At 55.4% G+C, this 21,234-nt stretch carries 24 protein-coding genes; 16 read left to right on the top strand and 8 right to left on the bottom strand.

The genetic code is table 11. The features are described 5' to 3' along the window. Positions 1 to 2: 2 nt before the first annotated feature. Entirely contained in the window at positions 3 to 1,625 is a 1,623-nt protein-coding gene (locus SK47_RS01895; protein WP_003856005.1) for an isovaleryl-CoA dehydrogenase, read from the top strand. Here SK47_RS01895 and SK47_RS01900 read toward each other — a convergent pair. From SK47_RS01900 to bsmA, 3 genes are all read right to left on the bottom strand, one after another. Next, the gene (locus tag SK47_RS01900) at positions 1,622 to 3,553 is read right to left on the bottom strand and encodes a methyl-accepting chemotaxis protein (protein ID WP_023315264.1); all 1,932 of its coding nucleotides are present in this window, start codon (positions 3,551 to 3,553) and stop codon (positions 1,622 to 1,624) included. The two genes, SK47_RS01895 and SK47_RS01900, sit on opposite strands and share 4 nt — an antisense overlap. Positions 3,554 to 3,723: 170 nt before the next feature. After that, a complete protein-coding gene (gene yjfN, locus SK47_RS01905; protein ID WP_003856009.1) occupies positions 3,724 to 3,999 on the bottom strand; it encodes a DUF1471 family protease activator YjfN in 276 nt (91 codons plus the stop codon). Positions 4,000 to 4,147: 148 nt separating this feature from the next. Beyond that, positions 4,148 to 4,477 carry a biofilm peroxide resistance protein BsmA gene (gene bsmA, locus SK47_RS01910; protein WP_003856011.1) on the bottom strand — a complete coding sequence of 110 codons (330 nt, stop codon included), beginning with the start codon at positions 4,475 to 4,477 and terminating at the stop codon, positions 4,148 to 4,150. A 137-nt stretch (positions 4,478 to 4,614) separates the two neighbouring features. Between bsmA and yjfP the strand changes: the two genes are divergently transcribed. After that, complete coding sequence (gene yjfP / locus SK47_RS01915) at positions 4,615 to 5,337, top strand: esterase (protein ID WP_023315265.1); 723 nt, start codon at positions 4,615 to 4,617, stop codon at positions 5,335 to 5,337. On the opposite strand, the gene ulaR is transcribed toward yjfP, so the two are convergent. Beyond that, positions 5,334 to 6,089: an HTH-type transcriptional regulator UlaR gene (ulaR, locus tag SK47_RS01920; protein WP_003856014.1), complete on the bottom strand. Its 756-nt coding sequence runs from the start codon at positions 6,087 to 6,089 to the stop codon at positions 5,334 to 5,336. The two genes, yjfP and ulaR, sit on opposite strands and share 4 nt — an antisense overlap. Positions 6,090 to 6,199: 110 nt before the next feature. Then, the gene (ulaG, locus tag SK47_RS01925) at positions 6,200 to 7,264 is read right to left on the bottom strand and encodes an L-ascorbate 6-phosphate lactonase (protein ID WP_023315266.1); all 1,065 of its coding nucleotides are present in this window, start codon (positions 7,262 to 7,264) and stop codon (positions 6,200 to 6,202) included. 359 nt (positions 7,265 to 7,623) lie between these two features. Between ulaG and ulaA the strand changes: the two genes are divergently transcribed. The 6 genes from ulaA to SK47_RS01955 are packed head-to-tail and all read left to right on the top strand — an operon-like array spanning position 7,624 to position 12,031. Next, positions 7,624 to 9,024, top strand: a complete 1,401-nt coding sequence (gene ulaA, locus SK47_RS01930) for a PTS ascorbate transporter subunit IIC (RefSeq protein ID WP_003856019.1) — start codon at positions 7,624 to 7,626, stop codon at positions 9,022 to 9,024. Positions 9,025 to 9,036: 12 nt separating this feature from the next. Then, entirely contained in the window at positions 9,037 to 9,342 is a 306-nt protein-coding gene (gene ulaB, locus SK47_RS01935; RefSeq protein ID WP_003856022.1) for a PTS ascorbate transporter subunit IIB, read from the top strand. A 9-nt stretch (positions 9,343 to 9,351) separates the two neighbouring features. Further along, positions 9,352 to 9,819 carry a PTS ascorbate transporter subunit IIA gene (gene ulaC, locus SK47_RS01940; RefSeq protein ID WP_003856024.1) on the top strand — a complete coding sequence of 156 codons (468 nt, stop codon included), beginning with the start codon at positions 9,352 to 9,354 and terminating at the stop codon, positions 9,817 to 9,819. Between the two features lie 12 nt (positions 9,820 to 9,831). Next, a complete protein-coding gene (gene ulaD, locus SK47_RS01945) occupies positions 9,832 to 10,482 on the top strand; it encodes a 3-keto-L-gulonate-6-phosphate decarboxylase UlaD (protein ID WP_003856025.1) in 651 nt (216 codons plus the stop codon). Positions 10,483 to 10,491: 9 nt separating this feature from the next. Further along, entirely contained in the window at positions 10,492 to 11,352 is an 861-nt protein-coding gene (locus tag SK47_RS01950) for an L-ribulose-5-phosphate 3-epimerase (RefSeq protein ID WP_045894185.1), read from the top strand. Next, entirely contained in the window at positions 11,345 to 12,031 is a 687-nt protein-coding gene (locus SK47_RS01955; RefSeq protein ID WP_023324047.1) for an L-ribulose-5-phosphate 4-epimerase, read from the top strand. The genes SK47_RS01950 and SK47_RS01955 overlap by 8 nt, the downstream gene beginning before the upstream one ends. 134 nt (positions 12,032 to 12,165) lie before the next feature. Here the strand turns inward: SK47_RS01955 and yjfY are convergent, their stop codons facing one another. Continuing rightward, the gene (yjfY, locus tag SK47_RS01960) at positions 12,166 to 12,441 is read right to left on the bottom strand and encodes a DUF1471 family protein YjfY (protein WP_017383944.1); all 276 of its coding nucleotides are present in this window, start codon (positions 12,439 to 12,441) and stop codon (positions 12,166 to 12,168) included. Between the two features lie 340 nt (positions 12,442 to 12,781). Here yjfY and rpsF point away from each other — a divergent pair, with 340 nt between their 5' ends. From rpsF to SK47_RS01985, 5 genes are all read left to right on the top strand, one after another. After that, the gene (rpsF, locus tag SK47_RS01965; protein WP_003856034.1) at positions 12,782 to 13,177 is read left to right on the top strand and encodes a 30S ribosomal protein S6; all 396 of its coding nucleotides are present in this window, start codon (positions 12,782 to 12,784) and stop codon (positions 13,175 to 13,177) included. Between the two features lie 6 nt (positions 13,178 to 13,183). Continuing rightward, complete coding sequence (gene priB / locus SK47_RS01970) at positions 13,184 to 13,498, top strand: primosomal replication protein N (RefSeq protein ID WP_003856035.1); 315 nt, start codon at positions 13,184 to 13,186, stop codon at positions 13,496 to 13,498. A gap of 4 nt (positions 13,499 to 13,502) precedes the next feature. Then, positions 13,503 to 13,730, top strand: coding sequence for a 30S ribosomal protein S18 (gene rpsR, locus SK47_RS01975; protein WP_000135199.1), 228 nt, complete (start codon positions 13,503 to 13,505; stop codon positions 13,728 to 13,730). A 41-nt stretch (positions 13,731 to 13,771) separates the two neighbouring features. Continuing rightward, positions 13,772 to 14,221 (top strand): 50S ribosomal protein L9, encoded by a 450-nt coding sequence (rplI, locus tag SK47_RS01980; protein ID WP_003856039.1) that lies wholly within the window; start codon positions 13,772 to 13,774, stop codon positions 14,219 to 14,221. Between the two features lie 152 nt (positions 14,222 to 14,373). Continuing rightward, positions 14,374 to 15,303, top strand: a complete 930-nt coding sequence (locus tag SK47_RS01985) for a DMT family transporter (protein ID WP_023315269.1) — start codon at positions 14,374 to 14,376, stop codon at positions 15,301 to 15,303. Between the two features lie 46 nt (positions 15,304 to 15,349). Here the strand turns inward: SK47_RS01985 and SK47_RS01990 are convergent, their stop codons facing one another. Further along, on the bottom strand, positions 15,350 to 15,988 hold the full coding sequence (locus SK47_RS01990) for an OapA family protein (protein WP_022650264.1): 639 nt from the start codon (positions 15,986 to 15,988) through the stop codon (positions 15,350 to 15,352). 231 nt (positions 15,989 to 16,219) lie between these two features. On the opposite strand from SK47_RS01990, the gene fklB reads away from it, so the two are divergent. Then, complete coding sequence (gene fklB, locus SK47_RS01995) at positions 16,220 to 16,840, top strand: FKBP-type peptidyl-prolyl cis-trans isomerase (RefSeq protein ID WP_008502892.1); 621 nt, start codon at positions 16,220 to 16,222, stop codon at positions 16,838 to 16,840. 314 nt (positions 16,841 to 17,154) lie between these two features. Continuing rightward, positions 17,155 to 18,564: a D-serine/D-alanine/glycine transporter gene (gene cycA, locus SK47_RS02000; RefSeq protein WP_003856045.1), complete on the top strand. Its 1,410-nt coding sequence runs from the start codon at positions 17,155 to 17,157 to the stop codon at positions 18,562 to 18,564. Between the two features lie 86 nt (positions 18,565 to 18,650). On the opposite strand, the gene ytfE is transcribed toward cycA, so the two are convergent. After that, positions 18,651 to 19,313 carry an iron-sulfur cluster repair protein YtfE gene (gene ytfE, locus SK47_RS02005; protein WP_003856046.1) on the bottom strand — a complete coding sequence of 221 codons (663 nt, stop codon included), beginning with the start codon at positions 19,311 to 19,313 and terminating at the stop codon, positions 18,651 to 18,653. 245 nt (positions 19,314 to 19,558) lie between these two features. On the opposite strand from ytfE, the gene SK47_RS02010 reads away from it, so the two are divergent. Further along, positions 19,559 to 21,208 (top strand): methyl-accepting chemotaxis protein, encoded by a 1,650-nt coding sequence (locus tag SK47_RS02010; protein ID WP_003856047.1) that lies wholly within the window; start codon positions 19,559 to 19,561, stop codon positions 21,206 to 21,208. Positions 21,209 to 21,234 lie beyond the last annotated feature (26 nt).

The raw sequence follows: 21,234 nt of genomic DNA on the forward strand, positions 1-21,234 counted from the left end.
GCATGCACTGGCAGACACATACCGTTTTTAATCAACCTGCACCGCTATCGAACAGCAACCTTTTTCTCTCTGATTGCGCCCTGCGCGATGCGGTAGCGCGCGAAGGGGCTGAGTGGGATGTGGATCTTCTTGCCAGCATCGGACAGCAGTTGGGTACGGCGGAGTCGCTGGAGCTGGGCAGGCTGGCGAACGTTAATCCGCCGGAGCTGCTGCGTTATGACGCCACGGGAGTGCGGCTGGACGACGTCCGCTTTCATCCGGCATGGCATCTTCTGATGCAGGGGCTTTGCGCCAACCGGGTGCACAACCTGGCGTGGGAGGAGGAGGCGCGGAAAGGATCGTTCGTCGCCAGGGCCGCGCGTTTTGTGCTGCATGCTCAGGTGGAGGCGGGAACGCTATGCCCGGTGACCATGACCTTTGCGGCCACGCCGCTGTTGCTACAGTCGCTGCCCAAACCGTTTCACGACTGGTTAACGCCGCTGATGAGCGATCGCTACGATCCCCATCTCGCACCGGGGGCGCAAAAGCGCGGCCTGCTGATCGGCATGGGGATGACGGAAAAGCAGGGCGGTTCGGACGTACTCAGTAATACCACCAAAGCAGAGAAATGCAGTGATGGCAGTTACCGGCTGGTGGGGCACAAATGGTTTTTCTCCGTGCCGCAGAGCGATGCGCATCTGGTGCTGGCGCAGGCGAAGGGCGGGCTTTCCTGCTTTTTTGTTCCGCGTTTCTTACCCGACGGGCAACGCAATGCCGTGCGCCTTGAGCGTCTGAAGGACAAGCTCGGTAACCGTTCAAATGCCAGCAGTGAGGCTGAGTTCCTTGATGCTTACGGCTGGCTGCTGGGCGAAGAGGGTGAAGGTGTCCGGCAAATTCTTAAGATGGGTGGGCTGACGCGCTTTGACTGCGCGCTTGGCAGCCACGGACTGATGCGCCGTGCGCTCTCGGTGGCGCTTTATCATGCCCATCAGCGGCAGACCTTCGGCAAAAATCTGATCGACCAGCCGTTAATGCGCGACGTGCTAAGCCGTATGGCGCTGGTGCTGGAGGGACACACGGCACTGCTGTTCCGACTCGCCCGGGCGTGGGATAACCGCACCGACCCGCAGGAAGCCGCATGGGCGCGGCTTTTCACGCCGGCGGCAAAATACAGCGTCTGCAAAGCGGGCATACCGTTTGTGGCAGAGGCAATGGAGGTGCTGGGTGGCGCAGGCTATTGCGAAGAGAGTGAGCTTCCGCGGTTGTACCGTGAAATGCCCGTTAACAGCATCTGGGAAGGCTCTGGCAATATTATGTGCCTGGATGTCCTGCGCGTGCTGGCGAAGCAGTCGGGCATTGTCGACCTGCTCGCCGATGATTTCGCGCAGGTAAAAGGCCAGGACAGGCACTTCGATCGCAGCTGGCGGCAGCTACAGCAGAAGCTGCGTAAACCGCAGGAAGCGCAGGGCAGGGAGATCGCGCGGCAGCTCTTTTTAATCGGGGCCGGAAGCCAGATGCTGCGGCACGCAACGCCGCCCGTGGCGCAGGCGTGGTGCCGCATGATGCTGGATACCCGGGGCGGCACGCTGATGAGCGAACAGGTGCAAAACGACCTGCTGCTGCGCGCCACGGGCCGGGTCGGTTAAGCTTTAAGCTGGAACAGGCTCACCAGCCGGGTGAGATGTGAACCCTTCTCGCGCAGCGTCTGCGCCGTCTGCTCGCTGCGTGAGATACGATCGGCATTGATGTGCGATGCCTCACCGATGTGCGTCATCGCCAGATTCACCTGACCAATCCCCGCAGACTGCTCGCGGGAGGCGTGGTTGATCTCGGTAACAAGCTGGCTGATGTTATCGATATGAACAATGATGGCATCCATCGCCAGACGCGTCTGCTCAGAAAGCGCATGGCCTTCGCTCACCTTGTTCAGCGTGTCGCCAATCAGCTGCTCAATCTCTTTTACCGCGTTGGCGCTGCGTGCGGCCAGGGCGCGCACCTCTTGCGCCACCACTGCGAAACCTTTCCCGTGCTCGCCCGCCCGCGCCGCTTCAACCGCCGCATTGAGCGCCAGGATATTGGTCTGGAAAGCGATGGACTCAATCACGCGGGTGATGTCTTCAATGCGTTTCGATGCATCACGAATATCATCCATGGTGGAAACTGCGTGGGTCACCGTCTCTCCACCCTGATGCACCGCGCGCGAGGTTTCACCCACTAGCTGCTGAGTTTGCTCCATGTTGGCGGCATTTTGCTGCACGGTGGCGGCTAATTGCTCCATGCTGGCGGAGGTCTCCTCAACGCTGCTGGCCTGTTTGTTGATCTGTTCAGAGATCTCGCCGGTATCTGAAGCCAGCGCGTTAGTCCCCAGATGGATTTCGCTTGCGGCCTCGCGGACCTGCAACACAATTTTTTGCAGGCCGCCCCCGATCCCGTTGATGGCATCAATCAGCTGGCCGACCTCATCCTGGCGGGTTACCGGCAGGCTGGCGCGCAGATCGCCTGCGGCATACTGCCGGGCAAGCGCGATCACTGCGCGCAGTGGGCGGGTTAGCATCCGGCGAATGAGGATAACGAACAGGCCCGCGAAGAGCGCGGATAGCACCACGCCCGCCATCAGGAAGCGATCGCGCAGCGTGGTGACGCTTGAAAGCAGTACGGCTTTATCCACTTCACCCACGATGGTCCAGTTCCAGCCCGGCAGCGGCGTGTAGGCGACTTTGAGCGTACGGCCATCCGCGCTCACGCGTTCCAGCGTGCCGGCTTTATCACTCAGAAGCTGCTGCTGTGTCGCCGTGTCCCAGTTGGGCAGTTTGCCCTCTTCGCTGGCATGGAACAGATACTGTCCGCGCGTTTTACCGCTGCTGCGATCCAGTACAAAGAAGTGACCGCTCTTGCCCAGACGACGGTTAAGGATTTTCTCGCGCATGACGTTCCAGGAATGGGTGATGTCGACGCCAACAAAGATAATCCCGATAACCTGGCCTTCCGCATTTTTAACAGGCTGGTACTGCGTGATATAGCGCTTGCCGAACAGCAGCGCGAGGCCGCGATAGACCTCCCCTTTGGTGACAGCCGCAAATGCCGGGCTGGTGGTATCAAGAACGGTTCCGATGGCGCGGTCGCCATTCTCTTTGCGCAGCGACGTGGCCACGCGGATAAAATCGTTACCACTGCGGACAAACAGCGTCGAGATGGCCCCCGTTCGGCTCAGGAAGTCATCAGAAAGCGTATTGTTTTCATGCAACTCCGTTTCACCGCCCTTCAGCAGAGGAACGGTAAGGCCGTTAATGGTGCGGCTCTGGCTGCTGTCGCTGTTCAATGGCTGTGGCAAAAAGGTGGTGAACAGGCGGGTATAGCTCTCGACCTCTTCGCTCAGGCTGGTGTTGAACATCTCTACCATATCCACCATGCCGGTAGACTGGTTATGCAGGTCTTCAACCGCAAGATCTTCAAGCTGCTGGCTGGTGTTGTGGCTCAACAGAAAAGTGAACAGCAAAAAAAGCGTGGCGACACTGGCACCTGTTAGCAGCGATAGCTTCGTGCCCAGACCTGCCCGGCGGAAAAAGGTGATCATAAATTGCTCATTATTGAAAAGTGATGGCTGTTCAACGGCAGAGCAGAGATAACGTTTACCTTTTTAATGTAACCTAATGTTACATGTTTGTTTTCGTTAGGTTTTGGGAAAGATAAAAAATTTGCAAAAGTGAAAAGCCACTAAAATTAAGTGGCTTTTATCGGAAGGGATTAGGCATAAAGAATGGCCTGCACGCGCCAGTGATTAACATGGTGATCTTCCTGCATCTGGACGATGCGATACCAAGATGCGCCCTGTTCATCGGCCTTCAGAGCGACGACACGTTCAACGTCTTGCGGACTCCCCGTGATATTATTGACGGAGATCTGACCAATCTCGTTCAGGCCCGTGACGCAATCCGCGCTGGCAAATTCGGCCGACTGCGCCGTGGTGCTCAGCAGGCCCGCTGAAAGCAATAGCGTCGTTAAAGCAAGGGTTCGTTTCATCGTCAGCTCCTTTTCACGTGTCTCCGGTATCCGCCGGGCAATCCTTCGCGAATAAACTCATTTCCATTGTTGCTGGCATGGAGTTTATTGTGGACAGGAAAATGTCTACGGACGCAAAGCAGTGTAAAAGTCGTTCAAATGATGATGCTTACTTACGGTACAAAATGCCCTGGGCGTACCACTGTCCCGTAATAATGGTTTCATCAATCATCGTGATGACGTAATAATCTGCTTTTGCGGCAACGGCCTGCGCTTCAATTGCGTCTTCTGCATCATCCGGGGAACCACGAACCATCGCGGATACGGTACCCAGGCGTTGTAATCCTTCCGTCTGATTACGACGAATTTCCTGAGGATGATCGGTAACCGGCGGCGCCGGTTCTGGCGTACCCTGCAATACGGAACATCCGCTGAGCAGCGAGACCAGCAATAAAGCGGTAAGCCTGCGCATAAACCTGTCTCTTTTCCTGATAGCCATAGTGTAGTTGTCTGCGAATTTAGTTTTGGGGGAATGTTCCCGAAGTGTTATCTGGGACGTAGATTTCGAATGAAAATATCGTGAAACCGTAATCCAGCTCTCAACATTATGAATCATTCATCAGCACAGGATCGACAATGATTGAAATTGAAACTCGCCAGCTGAGTGAGCATGAAATCATCCATGCTTTTCCGGCTGGTAAAGGTGAACAGCCGCTGCCGACGGTAGTTTTCTATCATGGCTTTCTCTCCTCGAAGCTGGTCTACAGCTATTTTGCCGTCGCGCTGGCGCAGGCCGGTTTCCGGGTGGTCATGCCTGATGCGCCGAATCATGGGGCACGCTTTACGGGCGATGAGCAGGCGCGGCTGGGGCTGTTCTGGCAAACGCTGCACGGCAATCTGACCGAGTTCGCCGGGCTGCGTGACGCGCTCTTGCAGGCCGGGCTGGTGGAGGGGAAACGGCTGGCGGTCGCAGGCGCATCAATGGGCGGAATGACGGCGCTGGGGATCATGGCCAGGCATCCGGAGGTGACGTCCGTGGCTTGCCTGATGGGATCGGGCTACTTTACGTCGCTGGCAAAGACGCTATTCCCGCCGCAGGCCCCTCAGGAGATTGAGACCCTGTTGTCTGAATGGGACGTCAGCCATGCGCTTTCGCAGCTGGCCGATCGTCCGCTGCTGCTGTGGCATGGGGATGCCGACGACGTCGTACCGCCCGGTGAAACGTTCCGCCTGCAACAGGCGCTACAGCGCGAAGGGCTGGACAGTAATCTGACCTGCCTGTGGGGAGCGGGTGTCCGGCACCGTATTACCCCGGCCGCGCTGGAAGCAACCGTAGAATTCTTCCGCCAGCACCTTTAAACGCGCAGCACCGTGACACCCTGATCCTCCAGCTTGCTGAGGATCTCGGGGTTGGCGTTTTTGCCGGTGATCACCATGCTGATTTGCTCGGCGCGGCTGAAAAGCATGCCGGCGCGTTCACCGACCTTGCTGCTGTCGACCAGCACCACCAGCTTGCCCACCACGTTAAGCATGTTCTGCTCTGCCATTGCGGTGAGCATATCGGTTTTATACAGTCCATCCGCCGTCAGGCCTTTGCCGCTGGTAAACATCCAGTGCCCGGCGTAGAGGCTGTTTTCACTGTCCTGCGGGCTCAGGGTGATGGACTGGCTCTTGTTATACTGGCCGCCCATGATCACCACGCTTTCATGTTCCTGGTCAATGAGATAATTGGCCAGCGGCAGATAGTTGGTAATGATTTGCACCGGCTTGCCGCACATTTCACGGCCCAGCAGAAACGCCGTCGAACCGCAGTTGATCACCACGCTCTCCCCGGGATTCACCAGCTGTGACGCCGCTCTGGCAATCCGCACCTTTTCATCGTGATTCTGCGCCTGGTGGATGTTCATCGGCGTCCAGCGTGGACGCTGCTGGCTGATGGCCTCTGCGCCATTGCGGACTTTTTTCAGCTTGCCGCTCTCATCCAGCTTGTTGATATCCCGTCGCGCGGTAGCGGGGGAGATCCCTAAACGTTCGATCACTTTCTCGACGGTGATAAACCCTGTTTGCGCCAGGAGTTCCAGTAAAATTTGATGCCGTTGCGCTTCCGTCATGAGCTATTCCGATAAGAATTGATTTGAAAAGATGATATTTGAAATAGCGTGAAATTACTAAAATAAAAATGACATCGCCAGACGCAGGGTCTGGCGATTGGGCCTCGGTATCAGAGGAAGGACTTGAACGGCAGATCGGGTTCAATCGTAAAGCAATCATCGAAACCACGCGGGTAGTGATACTCAAGATTGTCTTTATCCAGCGGCCAGGTGAACTTGCCGCCAACCTGCCAGATGAACGGCTTGAAGCCATACTTGAGGCGGTCTTTTTTCATCTCCCACAGGACGCGGATCTCTTGCGGATCGGCCTGGAAGTTTGACCAGATATCATGGTGGAACGGGATCACCACTTTGGTTTTCAGCGCTTCGGCCATACGCAGCATATCCGCGCTGGTCATTTTGTCGGTGATCCCGCGCGGGTTTTCACCGTAAGAGCCAAGCGCCACGTCAATCTGGTGCTCGTTACCGTGCTTCGCGTAGTAGTTGGAGTAGTGGGAGTCACCGCTGTGATACAGGGAACCGCCAGGCGTTTTGAACAGATAGTTCACCGCGCGCTCATCCATCCCGTCTGGCAGTACGCCTGCGGCTTTCTGATCGGCAGGCAGGGTGATCAGCGCGGTGCGGTCAAAGGCATCCAGCGCGTGAATCTCAATGTCTTTGATTTTCACCACGTCGCCCGGCTTCATCACGATGCAGCGCTCTTTTGGCACGCCCCAGCCAATCCACAAATCCACGCAGGTCTGCGGCCCGATAAACGGTACGTCGTCCGCGCAGTTTTGCATTACCGCTGCCGCCACGTTCACGTCGATATGATCGTTGTGATCGTGGGTAGAGAGAACGGCGTCGATCTGGCGAATGGCAAAAGGATCAAGCACAAAAGGCGTGGTGCGCAGGTTCGGCTGGAGCTTTTCAACGCCGGCCATACGCTGCATCTGGTGGCCTTTTTTCATCAGTGGATTGCCGTGGCTCTGTTTGCCGGTGCCGCACCAGAAATCAACACAAATGTTGGCGCCGCCTTCTGATTTCAGCCAGATCCCGGTGCAGCCCAGCCACCACATCGCAAATGTGCCAGGAGCAACCTGTTCCTGCTCGATCTCTTCGTTCAGCCAGCTACCCCACTCCGGAAAGGTACTCAGAATCCATGATTCACGGGTGATGGTTTTCACTTTACTCATCGTTTGACTCCTGGTTTTAATCAAAAGTAATCACACTGTGACTTGTTGTGATTAATGCTGGCACTGTTTAAATCGATTTGCAATGGCTTATTTACGGAAAATTCCCCTCGCCACATCACAGAAAAAACATCATGACGTTGATAAGATAACCGCTACAAATGATTAATATACTGAAAATTAAGAGTTTATTTATTGGATTGGTTCGGTAGTGAAAATCATTACTAACGCCATGGAAATAAATTGCGTGATTCGTCACAAATAATCAAATGCAATCTTGTGATGATTATTTGTGATTAATAGAGTGATGACACCAACCACACAGGGATTGCCCCTCGTGTTCTCATTTTCTGGAGAGAGTTATGGAGATCCTCTACAACGTCTTTACCGTTTTCTTTAATCAGGTAATGACCAACGCCCCGCTGTTGCTGGGTATCGTGACGTGCCTGGGGTACATCCTGCTGCGCAAAAGCGTCAGCGTGATTATCAAAGGCACCATCAAAACCATCATTGGTTTTATGCTGTTGCAGGCGGGGTCTGGCATTCTGACCAGCACGTTTAAGCCGGTTGTTGCCAAAATGTCAGAGGTGTACGGCATTAACGGCGCCATCTCTGACACTTACGCGTCCATGATGGCCACCATCGATCGCATGGGAGATGCATACAGCTGGGTTGGGTATGCGGTACTGCTCGCGCTGGCGCTGAACATCATTTACGTGCTCCTGCGCCGTATCACCGGTATTCGCACCATCATGCTCACCGGGCACATCATGTTCCAGCAGGCGGGTCTGATTGCCGTTTCTCTCTATATCTTCGGCTACCCAATGTGGACCACGGTCATCTGCACGGCAGTGCTGGTCTCACTTTACTGGGGCATCACCTCCAACATGATGTATAAGCCAACGCAGGACGTTACGGACGGCTGCGGTTTCTCCATCGGTCACCAGCAGCAGTTCGCCTCCTGGATTGCTTACAAAGTCGCGCCGTACCTGGGCAAAAAAGAGGAGAGTGTTGAAGACCTCAAATTGCCTGGCTGGCTGAATATCTTCCACGACAACATCGTCTCCACGGCAATTGTGATGACCATCTTCTTCGGCGCCATCCTGCTCTCCTTTGGCATTGACGTGGTGCAGGCGATGGCGGGTAAAACCCACTGGACGGTCTATATCCTGCAAACCGGTTTCTCCTTCGCTGTTGCTATTTTCATCATCACCCAGGGCGTGCGTATGTTCGTCGCCGAACTGTCGGAAGCGTTTAACGGCATCTCCCAGCGCCTGATCCCTGGCGCGGTGCTGGCGATTGACTGTGCGGCTATCTATAGCTTTGCGCCAAACGCCGTCGTCTGGGGCTTTATGTGGGGCACCATCGGCCAGCTGATTGCGGTCGGCATTCTGGTGGGCTGTGGCTCCTCAATCCTGATTATTCCTGGCTTTATCCCGATGTTCTTCTCCAACGCCACTATCGGCGTGTTTGCTAACCACTTCGGCGGATGGCGCGCAGCGCTCAAGATCTGCCTGGTGATGGGCATGGTTGAAATCTTCGGGTGCGTGTGGGCGGTCAAGCTCACCGGCATGAGCGCCTGGATGGGCATGGCGGACTGGTCAATTCTGGCGCCGCCGATGATGCAGGGCTTTGCGTCCGTCGGGCTGGTCTTTATGGCCGTCATCATCCTGATTGCCCTGGCTTATATGTTCTTCGCTGGCCGTTCGCTGCGGGCTGAAGAAGATGCGGAAAAACAAACAGCAGAAGTGTCTGCTCATTAAGGAGTTTCGATTATGACCGTACGTATCCTGGCTGTGTGTGGCAATGGGCAAGGTAGCTCCATGATCATGAAGATGAAAGTGGACCAGTTTTTAACCCAGTCAAACATTGACCACACGGTGAACAGCTGCGCAGTGGGTGAATACAAAAGTGAACTGAATGGCGCGGACATCATCATCGCCTCAACGCACATTGCCGGCGAGATTAGCGTGTCGGGCAACAAATACGTGGTAGGCGTACGCAACATGCTATCGCCTGCGGATTTCGGACCAAAGCTGCTGGAAGTGATCAAAGAACACTTCCCACAAGACGTGAAGTAAGGATGCCACATGAAACTACGTGATTCGCTGGCAGAGAATAACTCCATCCTTTTACAGGCCGAAGCCAGCACCTGGCAGGAAGCGGTGAAGCTGAGCGTGGATCTGCTGGTTAAGGCTGACGTTGTCGAGCCGCGTTACTACCAGGCGATTCTGGATGGCGTGGCGCAGCATGGCCCTTACTTTGTGATTGCGCCAGGCCTGGCGATGCCGCATGGCCGCCCGGAAGAGGGCGTCAAGAAAACCGGCTTCGCGCTGGTGACGTTGAAAACGCCGCTGGTGTTTAACCACGAAGATAACGACCCGGTCGACATCCTTATCACTATGGCGGCTGTCGATGCCAATACCCACCAGGAGGTGGGCATCATGCAGATCGTCAATCTGTTTGATGATGAAGCTAATTTTGACCGTTTACGCGCCTGCCGTACCGCGCAGGACGTGCTGGATTTAATTGATAACGCCACTGCGGCGGCCGTTTAAGAGGAATTTAAAATGTCATTACCAATGTTGCAGGTCGCGCTGGATAACCAGACTCTGTCTCACGCTTACGAAACCACCCGTCTGATTGCGGAAGAAGTGGACATCATCGAAGTCGGCACCATTCTGTGCGTGGGCGAAGGCGTTCGTGCGGTTCGTGACCTGAAGGCGCTCTATCCGCATAAAATCGTGCTGGCGGATGCCAAAATCGCCGATGCGGGCAAAATTCTCTCTCGCATGTGCTTTGAAGCCAACGCCGACTGGGTCACCGTGATCTGCTGTGCGGATATCAACACTGCGAAAGGCGCGCTGGACGTGGCGAAGGAGTTCAATGGCGACGTGCAGATTGAACTGACCGGTTTCTGGACCTGGGAGCAGGCGCAGGAGTGGCGCGAAGCAGGTATCCAGCAGGTGGTTTATCACCGCAGCCGTGATGCGCAGGCCGCAGGCGTGGCGTGGGGTGAAGCCGATATCAGCGCGATCAAACGTCTGGCCGATATGGGCTTCAAAGTGACCGTAACCGGTGGCCTGGCGCTGGAAGATCTGCCGCTGTTCAAGGGGATTCCAATTCACGTCTTTATTGCCGGTCGTAGCATTCGCGATGCGGAATCTCCGGTGGAAGCTGCGCGTCAGTTCAAACGCTCAATCGCTCAGCTTTGGGGTTAAGGAGCGGGTATGTTGTCAAAACAGGTCCCGCTTGGCATCTATGAAAAGGCACTCCCTGCGGGGGAGTGCTGGCTGGAGCGGTTACAGCTGGCGAAGCAGCTGGGTTTCGATTTTGTCGAAATGTCGCTGGATGAGACGGACGAGCGTCTTGCTCGCCTGGACTGGAGCCGCGACCAGCGTCTGGCGCTGGTGAGCGCCATTGCCGAAACCGGCGTGCGCGTGCCATCCATGTGCCTGAGCGCTCATCGTCGTTTTCCGCTTGGCAGCGAAGATGATGCCGTACGCGCCGAAGGGCTGGAGATCATGCGTAAAGCTATTCGCTTCGCACAGGATGTCGGCATCCGCGTGATCCAACTGGCGGGTTATGATGTTTACTATCAGGAAGCCAATGATGAAACGCGCCGTCGTTTCCGTGACGGCCTGAAAGAGAGCGTTGAGATGGCAAGCCGTGCGCAGGTGACGCTGGCGATGGAGATCATGGATTATCCGTTGATGAACTCCATCAGCAAGGCGCTGGGCTACGCGCACTATCTGAATAACCCGTGGTTCCAGCTTTATCCGGATATCGGCAACCTGTCGGCATGGGATAACGACGTACAGATGGAGCTTCAGGCGGGTATCGGGCATATCGTGGCGGTGCACGTTAAAGATACCCGTCCCGGCGTGTTTAAAAACGTACCGTTCGGCACCGGGGTGGTGGATTTCGAACGGTGCTTCCAGACGCTCAAACAGACAGGTTATTGCGGGCCTTACCTGATTGAGATGTGGAGCGAAATCGCGGACGATCCGGCGGCAGAAGTGGCGAAAGCCCGGGACTGGGTGTGCGAGCGCATGGCGCGGGCAGGACTGATGGAGGCGGAACATGCTTAAGCTGAAACAGCAGGTCTTTGAAGCCAATATGGATCTCCCGCGCTATGGACTGGTGACGTTTACCTGGGGCAACGTAAGCGCCATCGATCGCGAGCAGGGGCTGGTGGTGATTAAGCCGAGCGGCGTGGCCTATGACGCCATGAAAGCGGACGATATGGTGGTGGTTGACCTGGAAGGACAGGTCGTTGAAGGCAAATGGCGTCCTTCTTCTGATACGGCAACCCATCTGGCGCTGTACCAGCGTTACCCGTCCTTGGGGGGGATTGTACATACCCATTCCACGCACGCCACCGCCTGGGCACAGGCCGGGCTGGCGATCCCTGCTTTGGGTACAACGCACGCGGACTACTTCTTCGGTGATATTCCCTGCACGCGGGCGTTAACGCAGACTGAGGTCGAAGGCGAGTACGAACTTAACACCGGCAGGGTCATTATCGAAACGCTGGGTGAGACGGAACCACTGCATACGCCGGGTATTGTGGTGTACCAGCATGGTCCATTCTCCTGGGGTAAAGATGCGCATGACGCCGTGCATAACGCGGTGGTGATGGAAGAGGTGGCCAGAATGGCGTGGATTGCGCGCGGCATTAACCCACAGCTTCAGGGCATTGATGATTATCTGATGAACAAGCATTTCATGCGTAAGCACGGCCCGAATGCTTATTACGGGCAGAAGTGAATAAGTGCTCTGGAATACCGAAACAGTTGTAACCGGTGGTATTCCGGAGCCATTCATAAAAAAGCCCCCGGGCAGGGGGCAAATTATATATGGCTTTGATTTTCTTTTGCTTTCCTGGTGCTAGCGATAAAGCGTTACTGGTAAATATCTGCACTGGCGTGCATATTACCGTTGCTGCCGGGCTCACGTGTCAGCATGACGTGATAGTATTTTGCGCCCTGCGCATCGGTTTCTTCATTAAGCGCCTGATCTGCTTCACTTTCAGTGGCGAAGTTATGATTGATGTAAATAACGCCTAAGCTCTGCACATCATCCATGTTTCTGGCCTGTTGGCTGTCTATTCTGATGGCTGCCATCGCGTTTGCACTGAGCAAAAGCGCAGCCAAAATGGCGATTGCGATTCTTTTCATGATATGCGCTCCACGACTGCGTGCTGTGATACGGCGGAATGCTCTCCTTCTCTGTTCAGGGTTTCTGATTAAAGTGTAATCGCTACCCGGGTTGGGATGGGTGACCATTTCTGATGATGTTGTTCAAAAAAACAGCGCTTCTGATGAGTGCGATTTTAAATCACCCACTTAGAACAGCTTTACCCTTTGTGCGAATTATTTGTGCAATCAGCTTGAGTTTCCTGGGGGGCGCAAGTATTATGACGCGTCAATTTTTCAGCCGACCTTTAACACGTTCCTTGCCTCCCCGGGCCTCGGCTGACCCAGACAGGAGGCTGAATAATCCGTAAGGAGCAATTCGATGCGTCATTACGAAATCGTTTTTATGGTCCACCCTGACCAGAGCGAACAGGTTCCGGGCATGATCGAGCGTTACTCTGCTGCCATCACTGGTGCAGAAGGCACGATCCACCGTCTGGAAGACTGGGGCCGCCGTCAGCTGGCTTACCCGATCAACAAACTGCACAAAGCACACTACGTTCTGATGAACGTTGAAGCTCCGCAGGAAGTGATCGATGAGCTGGAAACTACCTTCCGCTTCAACGATGCCGTTATCCGCAGCATGGTTATGCGTACCAAACACGCAGTGACCGAAGCATCTCCGATGGTTAAAGCGAAAGACGAGCGCCGTGAGCGTCGCGATGATTTCGCAAACGAAACCGCAGATGATTCTGATGCTGGGGATTCTGAAGAGTAATTTCTGATGACCAACCGTCTGGTGTTGTCCGGCACCGTGTGCAGGACCCCCCTTCGAAAGGTCAGCCCATCAGGAATTCCGCATTGCCAGTTCGTGCTTGAGCATCGTTCTGTGCAAGAGGAAGCCGGGTTTCACCGGCAGGCGTGGTGCCAAATGCCCGTAATTATTAGCGGACACGAAAACCAGGCCATTACTCACAGTTTAACGGTCGGTAGCGCAGTAATCGTTCAGGGGTTCATTTCTTGCCACAAGGCAAAGAACGGCCTGAGCAAAATGGTTCTGCATGCCGAGCAGATTGATTTGATAGATTCTGGAGACTAGCCATATGGCACGTTATTTCCGTCGTCGCAAGTTCTGCCGTTTCACCGCGGAAGGCGTTCAAGAGATCGACTATAAAGATATCGCAACGCTGAAAAACTACATCACCGAAAGCGGTAAGATTGTCCCAAGCCGTATCACCGGTACTCGTGCAAAATATCAGCGTCAGCTGGCTCGCGCTATCAAACGCGCTCGCTACCTGTCTCTGCTGCCGTACACTGATCGTCATCAGTAATCGGGCACGGTCCATTAATACGACTTTAAGAGGATAAGGTAATGCAAGTTATTCTGCTTGATAAAGTAGCAAACCTGGGCAGCCTGGGTGATCAGGTAAACGTTAAAGCGGGTTACGCTCGTAACTTCCTGGTTCCACAGGGTAAAGCTGTTCCAGCTACTAAGAAAAACGTAGAGTTTTTCGAAGCACGTCGTGCTGAACTGGAAGCCAAACTGGCTGACGTTCTGGCGGCTGCTAACGCTCGCGCTGAAGCAATCAACGCACTGGGCACCGTTACCATCGCGTCCAAAGCTGGCGACGAAGGTAAACTGTTCGGTTCCATCGGTACCCGCGATATCGCTGATGCAGTTACTGCGGCAGGCGTTAAAGTGGCTAAGAGCGAAGTTCGTCTGCCGAACGGCGTTCTGCGTACCACTGGTGAGCACGAAGTTGACTTCCAGGTTCACAGCGAAGTGTTCGCTAAACTGGTTGTTAACGTAGTAGCTGAGTAATTTTTTACTCTGCTCGCGTCGAAGCGCCGGCCTTGTGCCGGCGTTTTGCTTTTTAGCGTGACCCTGCGTCATCTTTTGCTCTTGTAAGGTCGCTATTCCTGACGCATTCTCTGATAATAAATTGAAACGCAATTTTATTTATGAGATTTGTCATGGATACTGCTCTGCCCACGCCCGTCTTTGCCCGTCGAAATGTGGCCTATGCCTGCGCCACGCTCTGCTGTCTGCTTTGGGGAAGCTCGTACCCGGCCATTAAAAGTGGCTACGAACTCTTTCAGATCGCGACCGATGATATCCCCTCCAAAGTCGTCTTTGCCGGATACCGTTTTCTGTTTGCCGGCGCGTTGCTGCTGCTTTTTGCCCTGGCCCAGCGAAAACCGATTGGCAGGCTCACGCCCACGCAGTTTGGCCAGCTCACGATCCTCGGACTGACCCAGACCTCCCTCCAGTACACCTTCTTTTATATCGGCCTGGCCTACACGACCGGGGTGAACGGCTCCATCATGAATGCCACCGGGACCTTCTTCAGCGTGCTGCTGGCGCACTTTATCTACCACAACGACAAACTCAGCTATAACAAAACGCTGGGGTGTGTTCTGGGCTTTGCCGGGGTGATGCTGGTGAACTTCCACAGCGGGTTAAGTGAGTTCCAGTTTGTGTGGAAAGGTGACGGATTTGTGGTGCTGGCCGCCTTTATTCTCTCTGCGGCCACGCTTTACGGGAAACGCATTTCCCAGACCGTTGACCCGACGGTAATGACGGGATGGCAGCTGGGGATAGGCGGGGCGGCACTGGTTGCGGGAGGCTATGCCACGGGCGGGACGCTGGAGGTGCACAGCATGAAAGCCGTCGCCGTGCTGGGGTATCTGACGCTGCTCTCATCCGTGGCGTTCGCCCTGTGGAGCGCGCTGCTGAAAGTAAACCGCGTGAGTATGATTGCCCCGTTCAACTTTGTCATACCTGTAGCAGGGACGGTGCTCTCCGCCATCTTCCTCGGCGAAAACATTATGGACATTAAATACGCGATTGCGCTGGTGCTGGTCTGCTCGGGGATCTGGTGGGTGAATAAACGGCGTGCCTGAGAACAAAAGTGCCGGGTGGCGGCATCGCCTTACCCGGCCTGGGCCATTAACGTGCTCTGATGAAACTGCCGTCCGGCTGGCGGGTAAACAGTACCTGCTGCCCGTTGCCGGTATCGATCGTTAACCCGGTCACCACCCCGCTGGCGTTCTGACGGATCTGCACCATCTGACCATTTTGCAGGTTGCTGAGCGGCTTGCCTGCCCCCTCGACTTGCGCCATGGCATACACATCCGTTGCGGGCAAATTGTGGTCGCGGAACAGCTGGGCAAGAGTTTTCCCAGGCTCTACGCGATACGAACGCCACTGCTGCTCAATGCCGGTGGGCTGTTGCGCCTGTGGCTCTGAAGGGGCGGCGGCCAGCTCCTGATCTTCCTGAACAGGTTCAGGTTCAACCGGCGCAACCTGGCCCGGATCGTTAGACGGTGTGACCAGCTGCGTCTGCATCGGCTGTGAACCAGGCTGCGGCTGGCTTTGCGACTGGATATCCAGCTCAGCATTCCGGCTGACCGGCGCGGTATCAACGTTGTCACTGCCGGAAGGAAGCAGGAAGCCGATGACGATCAGCAACGCGCCGATGATAATGCCTCTGCGATGCAAAGGCGGCAGCGGGTCCATGATGCGAAAGTTATCCGGCGCATGCCAGATTTTCGCCAGGGTAGGTTTCAGTTCAAATCGCCCGGGCATGGCTCTCCTCCTGCTCCGCGTCTTTTTATCCTGTCCTGAGAAGTGTAGTTTGCTAACTGCCTGATGGGCGTAACAAAGCCAGCTTTCGTGACATATATTAGGGAAAATCCTGACGGCTACTATTGTTTCCGTTTCGTCGCAGTTTGTCACCTTTACTTAAGACAAAGTTTTACCCATAAGGGCATGGCTGATATGCTGCCCGCTACTTTAAATGTGATGGAAGGAAAACCCATGACCACCCCGACTTTTGACACTATCGAAGCGCAGGCAAGCTACGGCATCGGCTTGCAGGTAGGACAGCAGCTGAGCGAATCCGGCCTGGAAGGTCTGTTACCGGAAGCGCTGGTGGCGGGTATCGCTGACGCGCTGGAAGGCAAGCAGCCCGCTGTGCCGGTTGACGTTGTGCACCGTGCGCTGCGTGAAATCCACGAACGTGCTGACGCCGTACGTCGCGCGCGTTTCGAAGAGATGGCGGCAGAAGGCGTGAAATATCTGGAAGAGAACCGTGAGCGTGAAGGCGTGAACAGCACCGAGTCCGGCTTGCAGTTCCGCGTAATCAATCAGGGTGATGGCGCAATCCCGGCGCGTACCGACCACGTTCGCGTACACTACACCGGTAAGCTGATCGACGGTACCGTGTTCGACAGCTCCGTCGCGCGTGGCGAACCGGCTGAGTTCCCGGTCAACGGCGTTATCGCAGGCTGGATCGAAGCCCTGACCCTGATGCCAGTAGGTTCCAAATGGGAACTGACTATCCCGCACAACCTGGCTTACGGCGAGCGTGGCGCTGGCGCGTCCATTCCGCCATTCAGCACCCTGGTGTTTGAAGTCGAGCTGCTGGAAATCCTGTAATCGGTTTTTCTTATTTTCCTCTCTCCGATCGGGGAGAGGAAAATAGCGATAAAACCCGGAGTTACGACGGAATCAACATTTTGTATTGCAAACGAAACTGTTACGTGTATTTTTGTGAGCTGTTTCGCGCTGTATGAGTGATATGACACTCACTTTCAACATATTATTAACATAATATTCAAAACATAGTATTCATCCCGCCGATTCTTACCTACTATCGATTAGTCCATACACAGGGGCCGTCATTTATTTGGCGTAAATAAAGGCCAGAAGAGCCTTAACAACACAGACAGGCATAAACAGGAAAATATCACATGGTAGATCAGGTCAAAGTCGCCGCCGCAGAAGAGGCGACGTCTGAACAGTCGCTACGGCGAAATCTCACGAACCGTCACATTCAGCTTATTGCCATTGGCGGAGCCATCGGCACAGGGCTGTTTATGGGCTCGGGCAAAACCATCAGTCTTGCCGGCCCGTCGATCATCTTCGTTTATATGATCATCGGTTTTATGCTCTTTTTCGTGATGCGTGCAATGGGTGAATTGCTGCTCTCGAATCTTGAATACAAATCCTTCAGCGACTTCGCGTCAGACCTGCTCGGCCCGTGGGCGGGCTATTTTACCGGCTGGACCTACTGGTTCTGCTGGGTGGTCACCGGCATGGCTGACGTTGTGGCCATCACGGCGTACGCGCAATTCTGGTTCCCAGGGCTATCGGACTGGGTGGCTTCGCTGGCGGTGATTGTCCTGCTGCTGAGCCTGAACCTCGCCACCGTTAAAATGTTCGGTGAGATGGAGTTCTGGTTCGCGATGATCAAAATCGTCGCCATCATCGCGCTGATTGTCGTCGGGCTGGTGATGGTGCTGACGCACTTCCAGTCGCCAACCGGCGTACAGGCGTCGTTTGCCCATCTGTGGAATGACGGCGGCTGGTTCCCGAAAGGGATCAGCGGCTTCTTTGCCGGCTTCCAGATTGCGGTGTTCGCGTTTGTCGGGATTGAGCTGGTCGGTACCACGGCGGCGGAAACCAAAGATCCGGAGAAATCCCTGCCGCGCGCGATCAACTCCATTCCGCTGCGTATCATCATGTTCTACGTGTTCGCGCTGATCGTCATTATGTCCGTGACGCCATGGAGTTCGGTGGTGCCAACCAAGAGCCCGTTCGTCGAGCTGTTCGTGCTGGTGGGACTGCCTGCTGCCGCGAGCCTGATTAACTTCGTGGTGCTGACCTCTGCGGCCTCTTCCGCGAACAGCGGCGTCTTCTCCACCAGCCGTATGCTGTTCGGTCTGGCGCAGGAGGGCGTTGCTCCGAGCGCGTTTGCCAAACTGTCTAAACGCGCGGTACCGGCGAAAGGGCTGACCTTCTCCTGCATCTGTCTGCTGGGCGGTGTGGTGATGCTCTACGTCAACCCGAGCGTAATCGGCGCGTTCACCATGATCACTACGGTGTCGGCGATCCTGTTCATGTTCGTCTGGACCATTATCCTCTGCTCATACCTGGTGTACCGCAAACAGCGTCCACACCTGCATGAGAAGTCGATCTACAAGATGCCGCTGGGCAAGCTGATGTGCTGGGTGTGCATGGCGTTCTTCGTCTTCGTGCTGGTGCTGCTGACGCTGGAAGAAGATACCCGCCAGGCGCTGATCGTCACGCCGCTGTGGTTTATTGCGCTGGGGCTGGGCTGGCTGTTTATCGGTAAGAAACGTATGGCGAGCATGCGTTAAGCATGTTGCCGGGTGGCGCTGACGCTTACCCGGCCTACGTTCGCGGACGTTGTAGGCCCGGTAAGCGCTAGCGCCGCCGGGCTTTTTTATTCCCCCGCTAATGCACGCGGGAACAGAACGTTATTCTCAAGACTGATGTGTTCCATCAGATCGTCGATCATCTCGTTAATGCCGTTGTACATGGCTTTCCAGGTGGTGCACGCCTCTGGCGGCGGTGTGACGTTGTCGGTGGTGTGTTTAATCACTTCCAGCAGTTCGCCGGCGTCATCATGTTCGCTTTCCATCACGCTGATGGGCCCCATGGCCTGGCTGCCCATGCCCTGTTTGATCATCGGGAAGAGGATCTGCTCCTCTTTCATCATGTGGCTGGAAAGCTCTTCGTGCAGCATGGTCAGGTATTTCGCCAGGCCGCGCGGTACGGAAGGTTTATCGGCATGAACGCGTTCAACTTTGGTCGCCTGTAAAATCAGCTCCGGCAGCTGCTCGCGGTGACGATCGTGGTAACGCACAATGATGTGGTCGATGATTTCAGCCAGCGGCGCGGTGCGCCAGTCTTTGTCGACGGGCTGTTCAGCCAGCTGAGCCAGCTCCGCTTCGATAGCCTCTACATCCAGCTCTTTACGCGACGCTGCGCGCGCCAGCGTTTGCTTACCACCGCAGCAGTAATCCATATCATATTTACGGAACAGCGCAGAAGCGCGAGGGATGGAGAGCGCCAGCTCGCCTAAGGGTTGGTCGCGGAAGGCCATAGCAGTTACCTCATCATCAGAAATATAAGATGCATTTTAAATGCATCTTTAAGTGGATACTATAACCCTTTAGAGGCAAGGGTGAAAACGAGAAAGGGATCACAAAAAAAGCATGCTTTTAACTTGCTGATTGAATGCAGAAAAGGGCTTTCGAAAGTTTTTAAAGGTGGAGAAACAGTAAACAACCTGCCGCGCGTGCCGATAGATACAGGTCAGACAATACCTGTATATAAATAAGGCAACGCATGTTTAAACGTATAAAAGTCATTACTCTTTTGATTTCGGTGCTGCTTGTGCTCGGCATCATGCAGCTGATCTCCGCTGGCATTTTCATTAATGCACTCAATAACGATAAAGAGAACTTCACCGTTTCTCAGCTTTCCAGCCAGAACGTTGCGGAGTTTACCGACGCCTGGATCAGCCTGAACCAGGCGCGCGTCACCCTCAACCGCGGCATGCTGCGCCTGCAAAGCAGCATGGCGTCGCAGATTAACGGCGGGCAGTTGAACGAGCTGGTCAATACCGCGAAAAACCTGCTGGCCGATGCCCAGACCCATTACGATAAATACTATGCGCTGCCGGAAACGCCGGGTATGGACGAGCACCTGGCCGATCGCCTGGAAGAGCAGTACCGCGTCTACTCCGCCACGCTGACGCAAATGAACGTTCTGCTGGGGCAGGGCAATCTGGAAGATATGTTCAAACAAAATGCCGAACAGAAGCAGACCGCGATGCAAAAGGTTTATCGCGAGTGGCGTGAGGCGCAGGCCGCGCTGACCGCCAAAGGTATCCAGGACAATGAAAGCGACTACAAACGCATTCTGTGGATCCTTTCTGCGGTGATGCTGCTGGTGATCGCGGTGATTATTTCCAGCTGGATTGCGATGCGCCGCGTGCTGCTGCTGCCGCTGGAAGAGGTGATCAACCATATCCGCGCCATTGCCGCAGGGGATTTAACCCAGCCGATTCAGGCTGAGGGTAAAAATGAAATGGCGATCCTGGCGCGCAACGTTCAGGAGATGCAGACTGCGCTGGCCAACACGGTGGGCGTGGTGCGTGAAGGCGCAGATACCATCTACACCGGCGCGGGTGAAATCTCGGCGGGCAGCAACGATCTCTCCTCCCGTACCGAGCAGCAGGCCGCTTCTCTGGAAGAGACGGCAGCCAGCATGGAACAGTTAACCGCTACCGTGAAGCAAAACGCCGATAACGCGCGTCAGGCGTCACGCCTGGCGCTGGACGCCTCCTCCACCGCGAAGAAGGGTGGTAACGTGGTGGAAGGCGTGGTGCGGACGATGGACGAAATCGCCACCAGTTCCAGCAAAATCGCGCAAATTACTAACGTGATCGACGGCATTGCTTTCCAGACCAATATTCTGGCGCTGAACGCGGCGGTAGAAGCGGCGCGCGCGGGCGAGCAGGGACGTGGCTTCGCGGTTGTCGCGGGCGAGGTGCGTACCCTTGCCCAGCGCAGTGCGCAGGCGGCGAAAGAGATCAAAGCGCTGATCGATGATTCCGGCGAGCGTGTTAACGCGGGCTCTCAGCTGGTGAATGAGGCGGGCGCGACGATGGCGGAGATCGTCAATGCGGTTACGCGCGTGACGGACATCATGGGTGAGATTGCGTCGGCCTCCGACGAACAGAGCCGCGGTATCGACCAGGTGGGTCAGGCGGTGGCGGAGATGGATCGCGTCACCCAGCAGAATGCCTCGCTGGTGGAAGAGTCTGCGGCGGCGGCGGCGGCGCTGGAAGATCAGGCTGCACGCCTGAACGACGCGGTGGCAGTGTTTAAGATCACCCGCAATCAGGCGGTGAAAGCCGCGCCGGTAAAGACCTATGCACCTAAAGCGCAGCCCGTCGCGGCGGCGTCTGAAGCGAACTGGGAAACGTTCTGATACTGTGCCGGGTGGCGCTGACGCTT

Source organism: Enterobacter sp. BWH52 (genome assembly GCF_001037565.1).
Lineage (GTDB): Bacteria > Pseudomonadota > Gammaproteobacteria > Enterobacterales > Enterobacteriaceae > Enterobacter > Enterobacter hormaechei_C.

What these genes read in the sequence shown, in the direction of transcription:
- SK47_RS01895 (WP_003856005.1), top strand. Translation starts at nt 3, where the DNA reads ATGCACTGGCAGACACATACCGTTTTTAATCAACCTGCACCGCTATCG.
- SK47_RS01900 (WP_023315264.1), bottom strand. Translation starts at nt 3,553, where the DNA reads ATGATCACCTTTTTCCGCCGGGCAGGTCTGGGCACGAAGCTATCGCTG.
- yjfN (WP_003856009.1), bottom strand. Translation starts at nt 3,999, where the DNA reads ATGAAACGAACCCTTGCTTTAACGACGCTATTGCTTTCAGCGGGCCTG.
- bsmA (WP_003856011.1), bottom strand. Translation starts at nt 4,477, where the DNA reads ATGGCTATCAGGAAAAGAGACAGGTTTATGCGCAGGCTTACCGCTTTA.
- yjfP (WP_023315265.1), top strand. Translation starts at nt 4,615, where the DNA reads ATGATTGAAATTGAAACTCGCCAGCTGAGTGAGCATGAAATCATCCAT.
- ulaR (WP_003856014.1), bottom strand. Translation starts at nt 6,089, where the DNA reads ATGACGGAAGCGCAACGGCATCAAATTTTACTGGAACTCCTGGCGCAA.
- ulaG (WP_023315266.1), bottom strand. Translation starts at nt 7,264, where the DNA reads ATGAGTAAAGTGAAAACCATCACCCGTGAATCATGGATTCTGAGTACC.
- ulaA (WP_003856019.1), top strand. Translation starts at nt 7,624, where the DNA reads ATGGAGATCCTCTACAACGTCTTTACCGTTTTCTTTAATCAGGTAATG.
- ulaB (WP_003856022.1), top strand. Translation starts at nt 9,037, where the DNA reads ATGACCGTACGTATCCTGGCTGTGTGTGGCAATGGGCAAGGTAGCTCC.
- ulaC (WP_003856024.1), top strand. Translation starts at nt 9,352, where the DNA reads ATGAAACTACGTGATTCGCTGGCAGAGAATAACTCCATCCTTTTACAG.
- ulaD (WP_003856025.1), top strand. Translation starts at nt 9,832, where the DNA reads ATGTCATTACCAATGTTGCAGGTCGCGCTGGATAACCAGACTCTGTCT.
- SK47_RS01950 (WP_045894185.1), top strand. Translation starts at nt 10,492, where the DNA reads ATGTTGTCAAAACAGGTCCCGCTTGGCATCTATGAAAAGGCACTCCCT.
- SK47_RS01955 (WP_023324047.1), top strand. Translation starts at nt 11,345, where the DNA reads ATGCTTAAGCTGAAACAGCAGGTCTTTGAAGCCAATATGGATCTCCCG.
- yjfY (WP_017383944.1), bottom strand. Translation starts at nt 12,441, where the DNA reads ATGAAAAGAATCGCAATCGCCATTTTGGCTGCGCTTTTGCTCAGTGCA.
- rpsF (WP_003856034.1), top strand. Translation starts at nt 12,782, where the DNA reads ATGCGTCATTACGAAATCGTTTTTATGGTCCACCCTGACCAGAGCGAA.
- priB (WP_003856035.1), top strand. Translation starts at nt 13,184, where the DNA reads ATGACCAACCGTCTGGTGTTGTCCGGCACCGTGTGCAGGACCCCCCTT.
- rpsR (WP_000135199.1), top strand. Translation starts at nt 13,503, where the DNA reads ATGGCACGTTATTTCCGTCGTCGCAAGTTCTGCCGTTTCACCGCGGAA.
- rplI (WP_003856039.1), top strand. Translation starts at nt 13,772, where the DNA reads ATGCAAGTTATTCTGCTTGATAAAGTAGCAAACCTGGGCAGCCTGGGT.
- SK47_RS01985 (WP_023315269.1), top strand. Translation starts at nt 14,374, where the DNA reads ATGGATACTGCTCTGCCCACGCCCGTCTTTGCCCGTCGAAATGTGGCC.
- SK47_RS01990 (WP_022650264.1), bottom strand. Translation starts at nt 15,988, where the DNA reads ATGCCCGGGCGATTTGAACTGAAACCTACCCTGGCGAAAATCTGGCAT.
- fklB (WP_008502892.1), top strand. Translation starts at nt 16,220, where the DNA reads ATGACCACCCCGACTTTTGACACTATCGAAGCGCAGGCAAGCTACGGC.
- cycA (WP_003856045.1), top strand. Translation starts at nt 17,155, where the DNA reads ATGGTAGATCAGGTCAAAGTCGCCGCCGCAGAAGAGGCGACGTCTGAA.
- ytfE (WP_003856046.1), bottom strand. Translation starts at nt 19,313, where the DNA reads ATGGCCTTCCGCGACCAACCCTTAGGCGAGCTGGCGCTCTCCATCCCT.
- SK47_RS02010 (WP_003856047.1), top strand. Translation starts at nt 19,559, where the DNA reads ATGTTTAAACGTATAAAAGTCATTACTCTTTTGATTTCGGTGCTGCTT.